The 17,233-nt window shown below is 43.7% G+C and carries 11 protein-coding genes; 4 read left to right on the top strand and 7 right to left on the bottom strand.

Translation table 11 applies throughout. The annotated features are described in order from the left end of the window. Positions 1 to 146 precede the first annotated feature (146 nt). Positions 147 to 2,528, top strand: coding sequence for an MG2 domain-containing protein (locus INP83_RS05845; protein ID WP_219126666.1), 2,382 nt, complete (start codon positions 147 to 149; stop codon positions 2,526 to 2,528). Here INP83_RS05845 and INP83_RS05840 read toward each other — a convergent pair whose 3' ends face one another. Further along, a complete protein-coding gene (locus INP83_RS05840) occupies positions 2,529 to 4,181 on the bottom strand; it encodes a glycosyltransferase family 39 protein (protein ID WP_219126665.1) in 1,653 nt (550 codons plus the stop codon). Positions 4,182 to 4,454: 273 nt separating this feature from the next. Here INP83_RS05840 and INP83_RS05835 point away from each other — a divergent pair, with 273 nt between their 5' ends. Then, positions 4,455 to 4,970, top strand: a complete 516-nt coding sequence (locus tag INP83_RS05835) for a DUF2911 domain-containing protein (RefSeq protein WP_219126664.1) — start codon at positions 4,455 to 4,457, stop codon at positions 4,968 to 4,970. Between the two features lie 220 nt (positions 4,971 to 5,190). Here INP83_RS05835 and INP83_RS05830 read toward each other — a convergent pair whose 3' ends face one another. Then, complete coding sequence (locus tag INP83_RS05830; RefSeq protein ID WP_146269089.1) at positions 5,191 to 7,662, bottom strand: YfhO family protein; 2,472 nt, start codon at positions 7,660 to 7,662, stop codon at positions 5,191 to 5,193. Positions 7,663 to 7,760: 98 nt separating this feature from the next. Here INP83_RS05830 and INP83_RS05825 point away from each other — a divergent pair, with 98 nt between their 5' ends. Then, a complete protein-coding gene (locus tag INP83_RS05825) occupies positions 7,761 to 7,952 on the top strand; it encodes a hypothetical protein (protein WP_219126663.1) in 192 nt (63 codons plus the stop codon). A gap of 105 nt (positions 7,953 to 8,057) precedes the next feature. Here INP83_RS05825 and INP83_RS05820 read toward each other — a convergent pair whose 3' ends face one another. From INP83_RS05820 to ileS, 4 genes are all read right to left on the bottom strand, one after another. Beyond that, complete coding sequence (locus INP83_RS05820) at positions 8,058 to 8,249, bottom strand: DUF4834 domain-containing protein (protein WP_370630586.1); 192 nt, start codon at positions 8,247 to 8,249, stop codon at positions 8,058 to 8,060. 292 nt (positions 8,250 to 8,541) lie between these two features. Then, the gene (locus tag INP83_RS05815; RefSeq protein WP_146269092.1) at positions 8,542 to 9,147 is read right to left on the bottom strand and encodes a lipoprotein signal peptidase; all 606 of its coding nucleotides are present in this window, start codon (positions 9,145 to 9,147) and stop codon (positions 8,542 to 8,544) included. Continuing rightward, positions 9,148 to 9,525 (bottom strand): TraR/DksA C4-type zinc finger protein, encoded by a 378-nt coding sequence (locus INP83_RS05810; RefSeq protein WP_146269093.1) that lies wholly within the window; start codon positions 9,523 to 9,525, stop codon positions 9,148 to 9,150. After that, positions 9,526 to 12,909, bottom strand: a complete 3,384-nt coding sequence (gene ileS / locus INP83_RS05805; protein WP_219127581.1) for an isoleucine--tRNA ligase — start codon at positions 12,907 to 12,909, stop codon at positions 9,526 to 9,528. 414 nt (positions 12,910 to 13,323) lie between these two features. On the opposite strand from ileS, the gene INP83_RS05800 reads away from it, so the two are divergent. Further along, the gene (locus tag INP83_RS05800) at positions 13,324 to 14,967 is read left to right on the top strand and encodes a M28 family metallopeptidase (protein ID WP_219126662.1); all 1,644 of its coding nucleotides are present in this window, start codon (positions 13,324 to 13,326) and stop codon (positions 14,965 to 14,967) included. Between the two features lie 243 nt (positions 14,968 to 15,210). Here INP83_RS05800 and INP83_RS05795 read toward each other — a convergent pair whose 3' ends face one another. Then, entirely contained in the window at positions 15,211 to 17,232 is a 2,022-nt protein-coding gene (locus tag INP83_RS05795; RefSeq protein ID WP_219126661.1) for a tetratricopeptide repeat protein, read from the bottom strand. Between the last annotated feature and the right edge of the window lies 1 nt (position 17,233).

The following is a 17,233-nucleotide window of genomic DNA, read 5'->3' as shown; positions in this document are numbered from 1 at the left end:
TAACTTTTCTTACCTAAGTAGGCGTGCAATACATACCTATTTGGCTTTGGCTTGTGTTAATTTCTTATTCCCCTCAAAATCAGTATATTTAGATACCAATTATTGCCGGGTATCCAACGCCCGGTTTGATCTAAATCACAGGAAATATGAGACAGACCTTGCTTTGCGTTTACTCCCTGTTGGGGTTTGTATTGCCATTAAGCGCGCAGGTGGCATCAAGCCCTGCAAATGCGGATGAGTTTGTACAGAACTTAAAAGCCGCAGCAGCGAACTCTTTTATCGAGAAAGCCTATTTACACTTTGACAGAGCGTGCTACAATGCAGGCGATACTATGTATTTTAAGGCATATTTAACAACTGGAGAAAAACACGAACCATCAAAGGTAAGCGGCGTGCTGCATGTTGATCTGATAAGCGACCGCGACTCGATAATACAATCGATCTTATTGCAAACGCAAAACGGAACTGCCGCCGGCGATTTTGCCTTACCTGCTTATTTTCAAAAAGGCAATTACCGGGTAAGGGCGTATACCAATTGGATGCGTAACTATAGGGATAACAACTTTTTTTATCGCACTATACCTGTCAATAGCACCATATCGGCTGCTAAACCGCAAAATGCAGGCGGCAAGCCCGATATGCAATTTTTTGCGGAAGCAGGGGTATTTGTAGCCGGTATACCCACCCGTTTTGCGTTTAAGGCAGTAGCTGATAATGGTTTAGGCATTGACGTGCATGGCGTGGTGGTCGACAACAATGATGTAGTTGTCGCTAAATTAAGATCGGCTCATCTGGGCATGGGGCAATTTTATTTAACAGCTATCGCAGGTAAAACCTACCGCGCAAAATTAAACTTTGCCGATGGCTCGTCATCTACAGTGGATCTGCTGAAACCAGTAGCCAACGGCATTGCCATGACAGTTAATAATTCAGATTCTGCAAAGTTTTCGGTAGATATCAATACAACCAAAGCTTATTATCTGGAAAATAAGAATAAAAACATTTCCGTTGTTATTTCCGCTGCGGGAATAGTTAAAACGGTTAAAACAGCATTAGATAACCAGATAATTGGCTTTGATATGCCTAAGAAGGATTTTCCATCCGGCTTAACAACTGTTATTTTGTTTGGCCCTGACGAGATGGAAGTAGGCGAACGGATGTTATTTATCAACGGCAATGATGGTCTTAACATAGATCTTAGAACTGATAAACAGATCTACCAAAGCGGGGAAAAGGTGACCCTTAATGTCAATGTCAAGCAAAATACAGGCAGTAGCGAAAGAGGTAGTTTCTCAGCAGCGGTTGTAAATGAGGACGAAGATCCATGCAAGGATATGGCGACAGATAATATTTTATCGTACCTGTTACTTAGTTCCGATATTCGCGGTTACATAGAGCAGCCAGGTTACTATTTTGAAAAAAACAATGCAGATACACGCAACAACCTTGATCTGTTTTTGCTTACCCAGGGTTACAAAGGTTTAGTAAAAACGCAGATTGAAAAGCCTGCTGCAAACAATTATCAACCTGAAAGTAACTTACAGCTAAAGGGTAAACTGGCCACAAAGGCGGGCAAGCCTATTGCCAATGAAAAAGTTTCCGTACTAACGGATGCTAATCAAAGCGCACAGGCCACTACCGACAAAGACGGAAATTTTGTTTTTGACAATGTATCCTTTAACAACGGAAGTAAGTTTATATTTAACGTTGAGAATAAATCGATTCGTAAAAACGCCATGGTAACTATTGAAAAAACCTACAACCCGGCGCCTGTTTCTCCAACAAGGGAACCGGTTCAAGTTGTGGACAGATCAAATTACAGTTCAACAGGAAATAATGTAGCTGTAAATTTAGCGATGAGTAAACCAGGAAAAAGAAAAGCCGGTGCAAGCTATCATACCACCAGTCTAATAGGCGCAGGTAATGCTGATCAGGTTGTTTTTAGAAAAGATATACCCAGTGCAACAAGCTTGTCACAAGGCTTACAAAATATAATTCGCGGAGTTGATTTTATTAACGGGCAGGCTTTTTTACGTACCGGTGGTGTGGTTGCAAATGGCAACTATGTAAGAGAACCCATGATGGTAGTGGTGGACGGGTTGCTTGGTCAGGGAGGCTCCATAGATAATGTTATGATACAAGACGTAGATAACATAGAGATACTAAAGGGTACCAATGCAGCGATTTATGGCATGGGTGCCGGTGCCGGGGTAATAATCATTAATACCAGGCAGGGAGCCGAGGCCGAACCCATAAGCCAGGAAATGGCTCCGGGCATTATATCTGTAACTCCCCAGGGTTACTATAATGCACGCAGTTTTTACAACCCGGTTTATCAACCCTCATTTGCAATAAATAAATCCAAACGCCCTACAATTTTGTGGAAGTCTAATATCGCAACTGATAGCGGTGGCGGAGCATCCTTCAGTTTTAATAATGCCGTGCCAGGTAACTACCGTGTAATACTTGAAGGGATCAATAATAACGGGCGCCTCGGCAGGGTTGTTTATCGATACACCGTAAAGTAACTATTTAGTAATGAGGTAGGCCTTTGACAATACCTGTTGCCGGGCTTTGTAGTTAATAAACTTAGGCAGGATATTCTCTTGCGGATAATCTACAAAAGTAGCAATGATGGTAAACTGCGCACTTTCGTTTCTCAGCTGGTCTAAAGAGGCTTGGCTGGCGTAAAATATGGATTTTCCTTTAGGCGAGAACTTGCCGAAATCTTCAAGACCAATGTAATTAACCGGTTTTTTACAGTAAAACTGGAAGCTGTTGTTTGATTGCCTCAAACTGTAAATATTGGCATTGGCAAATAGTGGTTGATTTATAAAATTAGCCGCCTGGATCTGTGAATTATAAGATGCCATTTTAAGGAAGAAAACGGTATTCATATAAAAATTTCCGAATAATGCCGCACAGCATGTGCAGGCAAAAACCTTTAAAGCTGATAGTATTTGCTGTTTGATAAGCCAGATAATAAGCGCGCCGAATAGCATAACATCCACAATGAACAACAAACTGCTTGCTGGCCTAAGTAAAATGTGAACAGCAATAATTATTAGTGGCAATGCAATGGCAAATATTAGTAAGAACGCGTTCCTTAATCTTTCTTCAGATCTTGTCAACGCCGATAGCATATAAGGAGCCATCATAATGGCAAAGAGCGGGAAAAGAATGTTGGTGTAAAACGGCAGCTGGAACCTTGAGAGTGAAAACAACAGCAGCAGTAACATTCCGCCTGCAAAGGTGTAATATTCCGGCAGGCTAATTTTCCTGATCAGCTTTGCTACGTTCTTATAAACCGCAAAATAGAACATCAGGCACCAGGGCAAAAACGTCCATAGCATGGTATGCAAAAAAAAGAACGGATCGCCTGACTTTTTTTGATGAATAGGCCCATTGTTAGCAAAACGTCCAAACTGGCTATCCCACAAAAACCAACGGATGCCGCTTACATTGTACCTGCCAAACACCAACTTTTTCGGATAAAGATCAAACTGCACATACAGTGCATAGAATTCAGGTAACGTAAAAACAACAGTACACAGGTAAAGCAATAGCCACTTGCCGCTAAAAAGTTTCAAAAATTGTTTCTCGGCTATCATCTGCCCCAGTAGTGCGCCATAGATCGCTACTACCACAAAAAGCCCTTTGGTCATGATAGCGCAAGCTGTAAGTAAGGCAGCTAAGATAAAATGCTTAAGCGTGCCTTTGTTTTTATACTGACTGATGTGATAAATACTACCTATTACCAGCGCCATTAGATAAGGCTCGGCACGGGTATCTATGTTGGAGATAATGATATGTTCGGCAGTGGCTAATATCAATACAGCAATAAATGCACTGTCTTTACCATAGTACTTGCGGACAAACAGCCAGGTGTACAGCAAACTCAGGCAGAAGAAAAGTAATGCAGGCAGGCGATACGCCCAAGCGCTTATCCCGAAAACTTTAAACGACAATGCCGCCATCCAAAAAGGAAAATGAGGCTTATCTAACCAATCGGTGTTGTAGGTAAAAAGCTGCAGCCAGTCGCTTTTTTTAACAATATTTTTAGCGATGGATGCATAAAGCCCGGGGTCGTCGGTAAAAAAGCCCGCGTTTAAACCGGCGAAGTTTACTATCAGCGCCAATATTAACAGCACTATATATATACGCTTGGGGCTATTGCTCATTACAGACAAATATAGCTTTGTAACGCTAAATTTGTCGAGCCACGGTGAGAGTTATAAAACAAAAAACCCCTGTCGCCCGAAAGAGCGACAAGGGCAAAAACTCACAACAATTGTTTTAACCTTTCGGTCTATTCCTAACTGCAATGTGAATTCATATGTTGTAACGCACGTATCGTGCCAAATTTCACTTTTCAAAAGCTTAACGTAATAATTTTTAGCTGGTTAAGTTTATATACTATCTTAGCCACCAAGAAAAACTAAATCATCTAAAAAATGAAAACCACCAATCTGTTTAAGCATACAGCGATGTTTGTATGCGCTATGTTATTTGCTACAATTTCTTTTGCGCAAAACAAACCTATGCAGAGTCCGCGCGATAGCGTTAGTGCAACCATTAACGGTTCAACTATCACCATTAATTATGGCAGCCCGTCTGTAAAAGGCCGCAAGGTTTGGGGCGAGCTGGTACCATATGACAAAGTATGGCGCACCGGTGCTAATGAAGCTACTACTTTTACCACCACAAAAGACATTACGGTTGAGGGTAAAAAACTAACTGCAGGCACATATGCATTATTTGCTATACCAACTGCAAGCACATGGACCATCATCTTCAATAAGACCGCTAAACAATGGGGCGCCTTTAAATATGATGAAAGCCAGGATGCCCTACGCGTAATGGTTAAACCTATGCCGTCTGCAATGAACGAGCGTTTGGTTTACAAAATGAACAAAAAAGGTTTTACACTTAGCTGGGATAAATTATCTGTTCCTGTACGTATCAAATAATTGCAGAACTTAAGATAAACAAACAAGGCCACGGTAGTTCGTGGCCTTGTTTGTTATAAATATTTTTTTCGGTGGGCGATAGCGCTGCAATATCAATTGATAAGCTTACTCGATCCGCCCAATTGATATCGCCACGTTGTTGTCGCTCCCCGCAATGCAATATTTAGAAAATAAAAAAGGCGATGATCTCTCATCGCCTTCAATTTTATTGGGGAACTAACTAAGCTTTTGCCGGCTGGGTTTTCTTACGTTCCGTATATACCGCACCGCCAAGGGCAAGTATCAATAATACCGAACCTGCTAAAGAGATATTTTCGCCGGTGTAGTACGATGCCGGATGGAATATAAATTCCACTTTATGATTACCAACAGGTATAGTAGCGGCACGTAAGACATAGTTGGCACGGTAATAAGGTTGCTCCACGCCATCTATCAGCATTTTCCAGCCCTTATCGTAAAATATCTCTGAGAATATAGCCACCTGGTTAGCCATAGAACCGCTTTGGTATACTAAATGCTCCGGCTCATAACTTACTAATTTGATAGAGCTATTGGCATCATAACCCAAGGTTTTAGCTTCAACAGTTTTCTTGAAGCTTTGGTCGATCATCGCTTCGTTCTTAGGATCAAAGCTGCTGATGGCCTGCATTTCCTGGTCAGCACCACTCACATACTTAACACTTTTAACAAACCATGCGTTACCACAGGCCGTGTTATTAGTTTGCATATTGGCAGTACCTGTTTTAGGGTCGGCAGTGATGATGTATTTAGTATTCAGCATATCCAGTACATCATGGTTTACGCTTTTGGAGAACTGATTTTCTACAATTTCATCAAAACGACGCAACCTTGCCGGATGGAAACCACCAACTGTTTTATAGAAATAAGAAGAGTGCGAATCATGGAAAGGATCGCTCAAACTCAGGTCCATCACCCTAAAGTTTGGGTCTTTATCGCGCATGATAAATTCGTCTACCTCGCGCGGTACATAAGCCTGGTTTATCACATCACTTGATACGAAGGTATCGTCCTTTAAATAGCGTTTGTCCACGCTCCACATATCAATCAGCACCACACCTAATACCACTATAGCCGCAAACGTAGTATTGATCTTTTGTTTGATAACTATCCATACCAAACCAAAAGCAATTGCGATGAAGATCAGCGTACGTATAGCATCTTGCCTTTCAAGTGTTTGGCGGTCTTCGACAAGGGCACCGGCAACAGAATTGGCCGCTCCCATATCACCACGAAACAACTGCGCTAAATTGTTGATAAGATTTTGGTGTTCAGTTCCCTTAAAGCTTAGCACAAGTCCAGGTAGAACGATCATCAATAAGGTAATACCACCGGTAATGTAGAACGCCAGTTTGGCTTTTGCAAAAATGTATGCCTTATCTGGATTTTCAAATACTTCGTTAAGCGCCAGGAAAGCCAGTATTGGGAAGCAAAGCGATGCGATGACCAAGGTAGACTCTACTGCGCGGAACTTATTATATAGCGGGAAGTAATCAAAAAACAAATCAGATATAAAAGGAAGGTTTTTACCGAATGATAAAAATACACTCAACAAAACGGCACCCAATAACCACCACTTAATACGGTTTTTAATGATGATCAAACCAAGTACAAAAAAGAAGAATACTACAGCGCCAAAATACCACGGGCCTACAGTGCTTGGTTTGTTACCCCAATACAACGGTAGCTGCGAAGCAAATTGTTGTGCCTGACCGGGATCAACTCCCTTATCGATCAGAGCTTTGGCAACTTTTGAATCTTCACCCATCGTAGTACTACTGCTACCACCGTATGCGTTGGGTATAAAAAAGGTAAATATCTCGGTTGGGCTTTCGCTCCACAGGTAGGCATAATCTTTGGTAAGGCCGGTGCTTTGTGCCGTGGTCTCGCTTTTCAAATTAGGTTTACCGCGTATAGTAAGCTTGCTGTATTCGTAGGTAGTCCAAAGTGACCCGGCGTTTACCAGCACTGCAATAATTGTCCCCACAGACAAATAAGCAATTGCCTTAAAGAATTGCGCAGTAGTTTTAGCTTTAATAGCGTGGTACAGTTCAATAAATACAAGGATGATCAAAGCCAGAACAAGATAGTAGGTCATCTGTACGTGGTTAGAGCGGATCTCCATGGCCAGGAAAAACGCTGTGAGCGAAGCGCCGAGGATATATTGGCCGCGCAAGGTCATGATGATACCCGCAACTAAAGGCGCAAAGAATGCAATGGCGTAAGCCTGGTTTGCGTGCCCTGCCTCAATATAAATAAAGTTGTATGATGAAAAAGCGAACGCAACCGCACCAGCGGCAGCTAACCAACGTTTTAAACCCAGGGTATTAAATAGCATATATGCGCCGAACAAATACAGCAGAACCGTATCAACCGGATTAGGGAATATCCCCTTTAAGCCATCAATAACGTAAGTGGTTAGGTTTTTACCGTATTTGGCCCATATTTGGTAGCTTGGCATACCGCCAAACATCTGATTGGTCCATAATGGTGCGTGGCCGGTTTTTTCCTTTACGTCCATTATCTCTTTTTGCATCGCCTTTGCCTGCAAAACGTCGCCCTGGTATAAGATCTTACCCTGCATAATAGGGTTTAAGAAATAGGCGTACGTTAGAACGAAAAAAATTGCAGCAACTATCAGATGCCCGCCATTGCGCTTTATCCAGTTGTTCATTTAAACTTCTTTAGGGAATAGTATTATAATCGTAAAATCTCCCAAAAATAGAAAAATGGATGAGATTAAAAATGATAAGTTTTACAGAATCAGCAGTTATGAGGCTGGTTTTGGAAGTAAAAGAAAAGCAATATCATCATCCCGATGCTTACCACGTAGATGATGCCGTTGAGCCAAGTGTACTCATCCGGATTACGCCTTATAGTGTAAACGTTGTAAAGTGCAAGGATGGCCAAAGCGCCCCAAAAAAAATTATTGATGCTGTTACAGCCGGTAAAAAGTTGTGTTAGCAGAGCCAGTACAATGCAATTTGTAATAACAAGAAGCACTGTTGGTGGCGTGTTGTTATGGTTCTTTCTTCTCTTGTAAATTCCCTCGGGAAGCATAGGCTCAGGTTATTTTATTTCCTCGTAATCTACAAATTCCCCTTCAGAGTCAGGTACAGAACTTTTGCGCTGTTCGGGCATATGGTCAATACGGATCTTACCGTCGGGGCGGGGTGGCTGGTATTGGTTTTGTTGCTGACGCGCTTGCTCCTGCGCTTTGTTTACAACACTCTGGAACAGCATCGGCAAAAATATACGCACCAGGCTACGTATGATATAAAGAGAGCAGATAGTTATAATTAGAAAACGTATCAATATCATGGCATTATCATTAGTCAGTATACAAATATAAGTATATAACGAATAATTTAACCTGATAGTTTACTTGGGAAAGTGTCAAAAATAGATGAGATGAGACAGTGCCGCTACGAGGAACGAAGCAATCATATGCGTTGAAAGTATCGCGCAATTAGATCTCTCTTCGTTGCCGCTTGTTCGAATTAACATCGTTTTGGCAACAAAAAAGCCCTGCATCGCTGCAGGGCTTTCAAATTTATTCTTCTACCATTTCGCTGTTGGGGTAACTAACCTCAGGCGTTTCATGCTTGAAGTATCGCTTCTGATTGATCAGGATCATGATAACACCGATGGAGATAGCGGCATCTGCCAGATTAAACACCGGGCGGAAGAAGATAAACTCCTCTCCTTTCCATATCGGGAACCAATCAGGAAAGTGGCCTTGCAATAGTGGGAAATAGAACATATCAACCACGCGGCCATGGAAGATACCCGCGTAATTGTATATCAGGCCGTAAAACGTCGAGTCAATGATATTACCCAGGGCACCGGCCAATATCAGGGCTACCATCATAATTAAACCACGGTGGTATTTATGTTTTATCAGATGCACCAGCGCATATCCGATACCAAAAACTGCCACAATACGGAATAACGTTAATGCAAGTTTGCCAAACTCGCCGCCTAACTCCATTCCAAAAGCCATACCGTTATTTTCGGTATAGTGAAGCATGCCTCTGTCGCCGAGAAAATGGATCTCTTCGCCCAAAGTCATGTGTTTTCGTACCCAGATCTTGATGATCTGATCCAGCAGGATGATAAATGCAGCAGTTAAAAACGGTCTTGTATAAGCAGCCTTCATCTATTGCTTTAGTTTAGCTTCCATAGTCAGCGTGGTATGCGGCACGGCACGCAGGCGCTCTTTAGGTATCAGTTTACCGGTTTCGCGGCAAATACCGTAAGTTTTGTTCTCGATACGTACCAATGCGGCTTCTAACTGTTCGATAAATTTTTTCTGACGGGCAGCCAGTTGGTTTATCGATTCCTTCTCAAGCGTGGCAGAACCATCCTCAAGTGTTTTGTAAGTACCTGCAGTATCATCAGTGCCATTTGCATTAGGCGAACTTAGCGATGAAGCCAATGCAGCCAACTCTTCTTTAGAGCTGCGTAATTTTTCTTGTATCAGTTCTTTGAATTCTTTCAGCTCAGCATCAGAATATCTTGTTTTTTCGTGTTCCATTTAACTTTTATTTATGGCTATCAATATCTCAAATTCGTCTATAACTACCTTTTCGCTATCGGCAAGGTCGGTAGCCTGGGTTATGCTATCTGCCAATACCTCAGCGCAGATGTAGCTTATATTACTCTCAATGGCTTTCCAGATCTCAGCACCGCAATTCACTTGTACGGTGATACGGTCTGTAACTTCAAACCCTTTGCTTTTACGCAGATTTTGTACGCGGTTAACAAATTCACGGGCGTAACCTTCTTCTTTTAGCTCTTCTGTGATGGTAACATCCAGCGCCACAGTAAGTTTACCTAAATTGGCTACCTGCCATCCTGGAACATCCTCGGCTATGATCTCTACATCTGATGATAGTATCGAGTACTTAGTATCAAGTATTAAGATGGAGCCATTAGTTTCCAGCTCTGTTATCTGGTCCTGATTGAAGGCGTTTATGGCAGCAGCTACATCCTTCATATCCTTGCCTACCTTAGCACCAAGGGCTTTAAAGTTTGGTTTTATCTTTTTCTTGATGAAACCGGCGGTATCGGTGATGTACTCAATGTCTTTAATATTGGTCTCAGACAGGATCAATTCCTTAACCTTTTCAACCTGTAATTTAAAGTTTTTATCGAGGATAGGCAATAATATCTTGCTTAAAGGACGACGGACCGGCACCTCTATTTTCTTCCGTAATGATAGCACCAATGATGATATGTCCTGCGCTAATTGCATACGCTCTTCCAGAGCTTTGTCTACCAGGTCGGCGTGGTACTCAGGGAAGTAAGCCAGGTGTACCGATTCAAATTCCTCTTTACCGGTTACACTGTTCAGGTCGGTATATAAACGCTCGGCAAAGAATGGCGCAACAGGCGACATCAGTTTGCTGATGGTTATCAAACAAGTATAAAGTGTTTGGTATGCCGATAGCTTATCGTCAGAATTATCTGATTTCCAAAAGCGGCGACGGCCTAAACGTACGTACCAGTTACTCAAATGCGCATCAACAAATTCCTGTATAGCACGTGCTGCCTTGGTAGGCTCAAAGTCGGCATAGTAGCCGTCAACCTCGGCACTCAGGGTGTTTAGTAATGATAAGATCCAACGGTCAAGCTCGGGGCGGTTCTCAATAGCGATCTCCGCTTCCTCGTATTTAAATTTATCGATGTTGGCGTAAAGTGTAAAGAACGAATACGTGTTATAAAGCGTACCAAAGAACTTACGGCGCACCTCGTCCAAACCTTCGGTATTAAACTTCAGGTTATCCCAAGGCGATGCATTGCTGATCATGTACCAGCGGGCAGCATCGGCACCAACTTGTTCAATGGTAGCAAACGGATCAACACCATTGCCTAAACGTTTAGACATTTTGTTACCGTTCTTATCCAGCACCAAACCGTTTGAGATAACGTTTTTAAAGGCTATGCCGCGGTTACCAACCTTCTCATTAACGGCTTTCACCTCGTCGCTTGCTTCGCTTAGCATTACGGCTATGGCGTGCAGGGTAAAGAACCAGCCACGGGTTTGGTCAACGCCTTCTGCAATAAAATCTGCAGGGTAAGCGGCCTCAAACTCATCTTTGTTCTCAAAAGGGAAATGCCATTGTGCATATGGCATGGCCCCGCTATCAAACCAAACGTCGATAAGGTCTGTCTCGCGGATCATTTTATTGCCGGTTGATGATACTAAGATCACATCATCCACATAAGGGCGGTGCATATCTTCCAGCTTAAAGCCTTCAGGCATAAAACCTGCGGCGATAGCTTTCCCTATCTCGGCATTCAGTTCGGCAATTGAGCCTATACATTTTTCTTCGCCACCGTTCTCCTCGCGCCAGATAGGCAGCGGGGTACCCCAGTAACGTGAGCGCGACAAGTTCCAGTCAACCAGGTTCTCCAACCAGTTACCAAAACGGCCCGTGCCAGTGCTCTCTGGTTTCCAGTTAATCGTTTTGTTCAGCTCCACCATCTTGTCCTTAACGGCAGTGGTACGGATGAACCAACTATCCAGCGGATAGTAAAGTATCGGCTCATCAGAACGCCATGAGTGCGGGTAGCTGTGTTCGTATTTTTGTACGTTAAATGCTTTGTTCTCTTCTTTTAGTTTGATAGAGATCAGCACGTCGGTCGGTTTAAAGTCCGCCGCGCCGCGCTCAGCATCTGTATAATATTCTTCTTTAACGTAATGGCCGGCATAGTCGGTAACTTCGGCAACAAAACGGCCTTGTTTGTTAACAAGTGGCACATCTTTACCGTTCTCGTCCTTCACCATCACCGATGGCACGTTGTTCTCCTTACATGCCCTAAAGTCATCCGCACCAAAAACTGATGCAGTGTGCACTATACCGGTACCATCGCCTGTAGTAACAAAATCAGCAGGGATAACGCGGAACGCATTTTTCTGCAGGTCTTCATTAGTTACATAAGGCATCAGTTGGTAATAGTGGATGCCTACCAGGTCGCTGCCTTTAAATTCACCGGCAGTTTGCCATGGGATAATTTTATCGCCGCCTTTGTAATCATCAAAAGAAGCGTTCTCACCATCGGCTTTAAAGTATTTGCTAATCAGCTCTTTAGCTAATACCACACAAACAGGCTTGTAAGTGTATGGGTTAAAAGTATTGATCTTTACATAAGTGATATCCTCACCAACGGCCAAGGCACAGTTTGAAGGCAAAGTCCACGGAGTAGTCGTCCAGGCCAGGATAAACACATCGGTATTTACACCGTTAAACAGGAATTCAGAATCGCCGTCGCGTTTAACTTTAAACTGCGCAGTGATGGTGGTATCCTTCACCATTTTGTAAGTACCCGGCTGGTTCAGCTCGTGCGAACTAAGGCCTGTGCCCGATTTTGGCGAGTAAGGTTGTACGGTATAACCTTTGTATAAAAGGTCTTTTTTATAAAGTTCCTTCAGTATCCACCAAAGGGTTTCAATGTATTCGTTCTCGTAGGTAACGTACGGGTTTTCAAGGTCAACCCAGTAGCCCATCTTTTCGGTAAGGTCGTTCCACACGTCGGTGTAACGCATTACCTCTTTACGGCAGGCATCGTTATATTCTTTAACGGTAATTTTTTTACCTATATCATCTTTAGTGATGCCCAAGGCTTTCTCAACAGCCAGCTCTATAGGAAGGCCATGGGTATCCCAGCCACCTTTACGTTTAACCTGGTAGCCCTTAAGCGTTTTGTAACGGCAAAAAATATCCTTAATAGAGCGGGCCATTACGTGGTGAATACCCGGCATACCATTTGCGCTCGGCGGGCCCTCATAAAAAGTGTAGGGGTTACTTGCCGGCCGGCTGCTGATACTTTTGGAGAAGATGTTGTTTTGTTTCCAGAACTCCAGGACTTCTTTACCCGTTTTCGATAGATCTAATTGCTTATATTCCTTGTACATCAATATGTTCAACTCGAATTTTAAAGGTTGCAAAAATAGGCAATTTAATTGTGAATAGGTATATGTTTTACTATAAAGACATAAAGCTTTACACGGAAGCCTCTCCACAAACCCCTCTCCAAAGGAGAGGGGCTATAAGAAGCTTTTCTTTTTTTAGTCTCCCCTGTTGGGGAGATTTAGAGGGGGCTTTTGGGCGTTGCCTCCTGCCCGCGCTATTCTAATTATACGCGCACAGGCATTAGGCTCGGGGCCGGTATCCGCTACTATCGCTAACGCAAACTCAACACCGCGTCATTGCGAGTGAATAGACAAAGTCTTCTAACCCTCTTTTCGCGCAGCGAAGAGAGGGTGGTCGAGCGGAGCAAAAACCGGGTGAGTAAAATTCCTATATTTGAATTAAAACCCATATTTACTATGAAAATAAATGCAATAGCTATTGTTGCCGCAGCCGCGCTTTTTGCAGGATGCGCCGGTAATACTGATAAAAACCAAACCATTGCTGCCGATACAGGTATTGCGGCAGACATCAAACATCACATAGCCGTATTGGCTAACGACTCCCTGATGGGCCGCAAACCGTTTACTAAGGGCGAAGAAAAAACCATTAACTACATCGCATCTGAATACAAGAAGCTCGGCCTTGAGCCGGGTAACAATGGCAGTTATTTCCAGGAAGTGCCGATGGTAGAGATCACTTCTACCGCAAATGATATGAGCATCAGTGGCAAAACTACTATGGACCTGAAACCGGGTGTGGATTTTGTCGCCTCAACCCGCCGCGAGCAGGATACCTTGAGCCTTAAAAATTCACCTTTAGTATTTGCCGGTTTTGGTGTGGTAGCGCCCGAATTTAACTGGAACGATTACAAAGGCCTTGATGTAAAAGGCAAAACCGTAATTGTACTTGTAAATGACCCCGGTTTTAAAGCGCCGGAAAAGTTATTCAAAGGCGATACAATGAGCTACTACGGTCGCTGGACCTACAAGTACGAAGAGGCCGCGCGCCAGGGTGCTGCAGGTGTCATCATCGTCCATCAAACCGAACCGGCAAGCTACGGCTGGCAGGTGATACAAAACAGCTTTGCAGGCTCAAAACTTTATTTGCAACAAGCCGATAAGCACATGAACCGCTGCAAGGTTGAGGGCTGGATAAGCGAACAGGCCGCTACTAAATTATTGGCAAGCGCCGGCTTCAACGGCAACATCCGTGACTATGCACGCCGTAAGGATTTTAAAGCGGTGGCGTTAGGCAGCAGCGTTTCGCTCGACTTGAAAAACAATTTGAAATACTCAAAATCAAACAACGTTATCGGTATCATCCAAGGTACCGAGCGCCCGGATGAAACCATACTGTACACCGCTCACTGGGACCACTTTGGCATTGGCAAACCTGATGCTAAAGGCGACAGCATTTATAACGGTGCGGTTGATAATGCCAGTGGCGTAGCCGCTATTTTGGCGGTTGCTAAAAAGTTTGCTTCGCAAAAAGAGAAGCCTAAACGCTCTATTGTTTTCCTTGCAGTTACTGCCGAAGAACAAGGCTTGTTAGGCTCAGAATACTATGCCACGCATCCTATTTACCCGCTTATCAAAACGGTGGCTGATCTGAACCTCGATGCGCTGTCAGACTTTGGTGAAACCAGCAACTTCTCCATCACCGGAAAAGGCCAGAACGACTTGGATGACTACGTGATCAAACTGACCAAAGCCAAAGGTTGGGATGTGGTAGGTGATGAGAACCCAGGCTCGGGAAGTTACTACCGGTCCGATCATTTCAATTTTGCCAAAGTTGGTGTACCCGCTTTAGACCTGCACAACGGGGCCAAAAGCATACAGCGTGGTGAAGAGTTTGGTAAAGAGAAGCTAAAAGAATACAACGACCAGCGTTACCACCAACCATCAGACGAGTACAGCGATGCTATGGACACCCGTGGCATGGCGCAGACCACCGACCTAATGTACAAACTCGGCGTACAGTTGAGCAATGAAACTACCTTCCCGGGCTGGAAAAAAGGCTCGGAGTTTAAAGCGGTGAGAGATAAAGCGATGGGGAAATAGGCTTAATTATGTCATTCTGGACGATAGCGAAGAATCCAGTGAAAACGCCGTAAGTCGTAGAACGGATGCTTCGTTCCTCAGTATGACAAGGGTAATGTTCACGTTCACGCCATGAACACTTGTGAACATCGTGAACGCCGTGAACGCTGACATGATCCTGTCAGTAGGCGCTAAGTGATAAAACATAAAAGGCCGGGCATTGCGCCCGGCCTTGGTTTTTATAGATCAGTTAGTTAATAGTTTCTATTTACAATATTGTGCCACTTGAGCAGCGGCGGCCTTTGAGCCGAGGTTAACGGCTTGTTTAAAATCAGTACAGGCGTTGCCTGTATCCTTTTGGTTTACCCTTGCACGGCCACGAAGCAGGTAGATCTCCGGGTTTTTAGGCTCTATCTTCAGCGCGTAATTAAAATCAAGGTTGCTGCGCTGGGTATCACCGGCCAGGCTTCGGGCCAGTCCACGCCACGCATAGGCAACAGTGTTGTTCATGTCAATAAATATGGCACTGTTAAAATCATCGACAGCGCCCTGGTAGTTTTGCATAGCCAAACGTATCTGCCCGCGAATAAAATAAGCATCTTCCTGGCCGTCATTTATCTTAATACCCCTGGCAATATCGGCCAATGCACCGTTATTATCCTTCATATCAAACTTGGCGCTGCCGCGGTTAAAGTAAGCCTGCGATGAAGCAGTATCCAACTTAAGTGCTGCGTTGTAATCAGCAATGGCGCCCTGCAGGTCGCCGGTATGTTGTTTGGCGGCTCCCCTGCCTATCAGGTAATTAGCGTTCTTAGGGTTTTTACTCACCAGCGTATTAAACAAAGGCAAACCTTCGTTGTAAAATTGAGCTTTCACCATTGATCGTACAAACCTGTCGCGCAGGTTATCATCGTCTTTGTCAATGGCCGCAATTCGCTTGTAGTCGGCAAGCGCACCTTCACGGTCGTTAACTTTTAAACGCGTTTCTGCGCGTTTTAATAATGTTTCAGAATCACCACCATTGTAGCTCAATGCTTTGTTGTAATAGCCCACAGCAGCATCGTACTGATGTTTCCCTGCCGCAATGTTACCCAGCAATACATAAGAATAATCATTAGAGGGGTTCATTTTTATTCCCTGGTTAAGATCAGCCAATGCTGCGGTGGTGTCTTTCAACTCCAGGTTGGCACGGGCACGGCTTACGTAGGCATAAGCATTTTTTGCGTCCAGCTCGATGGCGCGGTCGGCATCGTCTTTGGCATCTTCAAAAGACCTCATATCCAGTTTGAGATCCGCACGGTTCTGAAAAGCATCTGAGGTTTCCTTCAATTCTATCGACTTATCAAAATCTGCCAGCGCCCCCTGTTTATCATTAAGGTTATATTTAACCAAACCATCATAAAGATACAGCTCGGCATTGTTTGGGTCTCGTTTTATGGCCTCGCCAAAATACTGCAGCGCCCCTTTCTTATCATTGTTATTGCTTAAAGCATTGGCCAGGTACTTGTACAGATTAGGCATCCGTGGGTTTAAAGCAATGGTTGCTTTGTAATCGGCAACGGCTGCTTTGTAATTTTTAAGGTTTCCGTAAGCATTGCCACGATAAAACACGGCGTCGGCATTTTTAGGGTTAAGCGCCAATGCTACGGTGTAATCTGCAATAGCACCCCGGTAATCACCCATGTTACCTTTAGAGTTTGCCCGGTAATAGATCAGGTCTGAGTTCTTTGGATCAAGCGCAACTGCTTTATTAAAATCTTCAATAGCACCCTCGTTATCCTTTAAATTAGCTTTGGCAACACCTCTGTACTCGTATAATGACGGGTCGCGCGGGTCAAGTGAAATGGCTTTGGTAAAATCATCTACCGCTCCCTGGTGATTGCCCATGTTTGCTTTGGCATTAGCACGGTAGTGATACATATCTGCCCGTGGGTTAAGCGCTATTGCCTTATCAAAATCGGCAATGGCTTCGTTATACCGGCCTTTATCATTATAGATATTAGCGCGGTACATATAGGCAAAGGCATTATTAGGGTCGTACTGAATAGCTTTTGTATAGTCGGCTATGGCCTTGTCAGCGTCCTTTATATTATTGTATGCGTTACCGCGATAGAAATAGGCTTTAGCGTTGTTAGGCTCTATTTCTATAGCCTTACTAAAATCAACAATAGCCTGGCGATAATTTTTAATATTAGCTTCGGTATTTCCTACGCCAATGTAGGTTTCCGCGCTTTGCGCAAGGCAGCAAAACGGCAGCAGTAAAAAAGCTATTGTAAATCTTACCATC

Origin of the sequence: Mucilaginibacter sp. 21P (assembly GCF_019331605.1) — a bacterium.
Classification (GTDB): Bacteria; Bacteroidota; Bacteroidia; order Sphingobacteriales; family Sphingobacteriaceae; genus Mucilaginibacter; species Mucilaginibacter achroorhodeus.
The sequence above is the reverse complement of the archived record's forward strand: the minus strand, read 5'-3'. Positions and strand labels throughout refer to the sequence as shown.

Excerpts from the sequence above, each read along its gene's own strand:
- INP83_RS05845 (WP_219126666.1), top strand. The coding sequence starts at position 147 with ATGAGACAGACCTTGCTTTGCGTTTACTCCCTGTTGGGGTTTGTATTG.
- INP83_RS05840 (WP_219126665.1), bottom strand. The coding sequence starts at position 4,181 with ATGAGCAATAGCCCCAAGCGTATATATATAGTGCTGTTAATATTGGCG.
- INP83_RS05835 (WP_219126664.1), top strand. The coding sequence starts at position 4,455 with ATGAAAACCACCAATCTGTTTAAGCATACAGCGATGTTTGTATGCGCT.
- INP83_RS05830 (WP_146269089.1), bottom strand. The coding sequence starts at position 7,662 with ATGAACAACTGGATAAAGCGCAATGGCGGGCATCTGATAGTTGCTGCA.
- INP83_RS05825 (WP_219126663.1), top strand. The coding sequence starts at position 7,761 with ATGAGGCTGGTTTTGGAAGTAAAAGAAAAGCAATATCATCATCCCGAT.
- INP83_RS05815 (WP_146269092.1), bottom strand. The coding sequence starts at position 9,147 with ATGAAGGCTGCTTATACAAGACCGTTTTTAACTGCTGCATTTATCATC.
- INP83_RS05810 (WP_146269093.1), bottom strand. The coding sequence starts at position 9,525 with ATGGAACACGAAAAAACAAGATATTCTGATGCTGAGCTGAAAGAATTC.
- ileS (WP_219127581.1), bottom strand. The coding sequence starts at position 12,909 with ATGTACAAGGAATATAAGCAATTAGATCTATCGAAAACGGGTAAAGAA.
- INP83_RS05800 (WP_219126662.1), top strand. The coding sequence starts at position 13,324 with ATGAAAATAAATGCAATAGCTATTGTTGCCGCAGCCGCGCTTTTTGCA.
- INP83_RS05795 (WP_219126661.1), bottom strand. The coding sequence starts at position 17,232 with ATGGTAAGATTTACAATAGCTTTTTTACTGCTGCCGTTTTGCTGCCTT.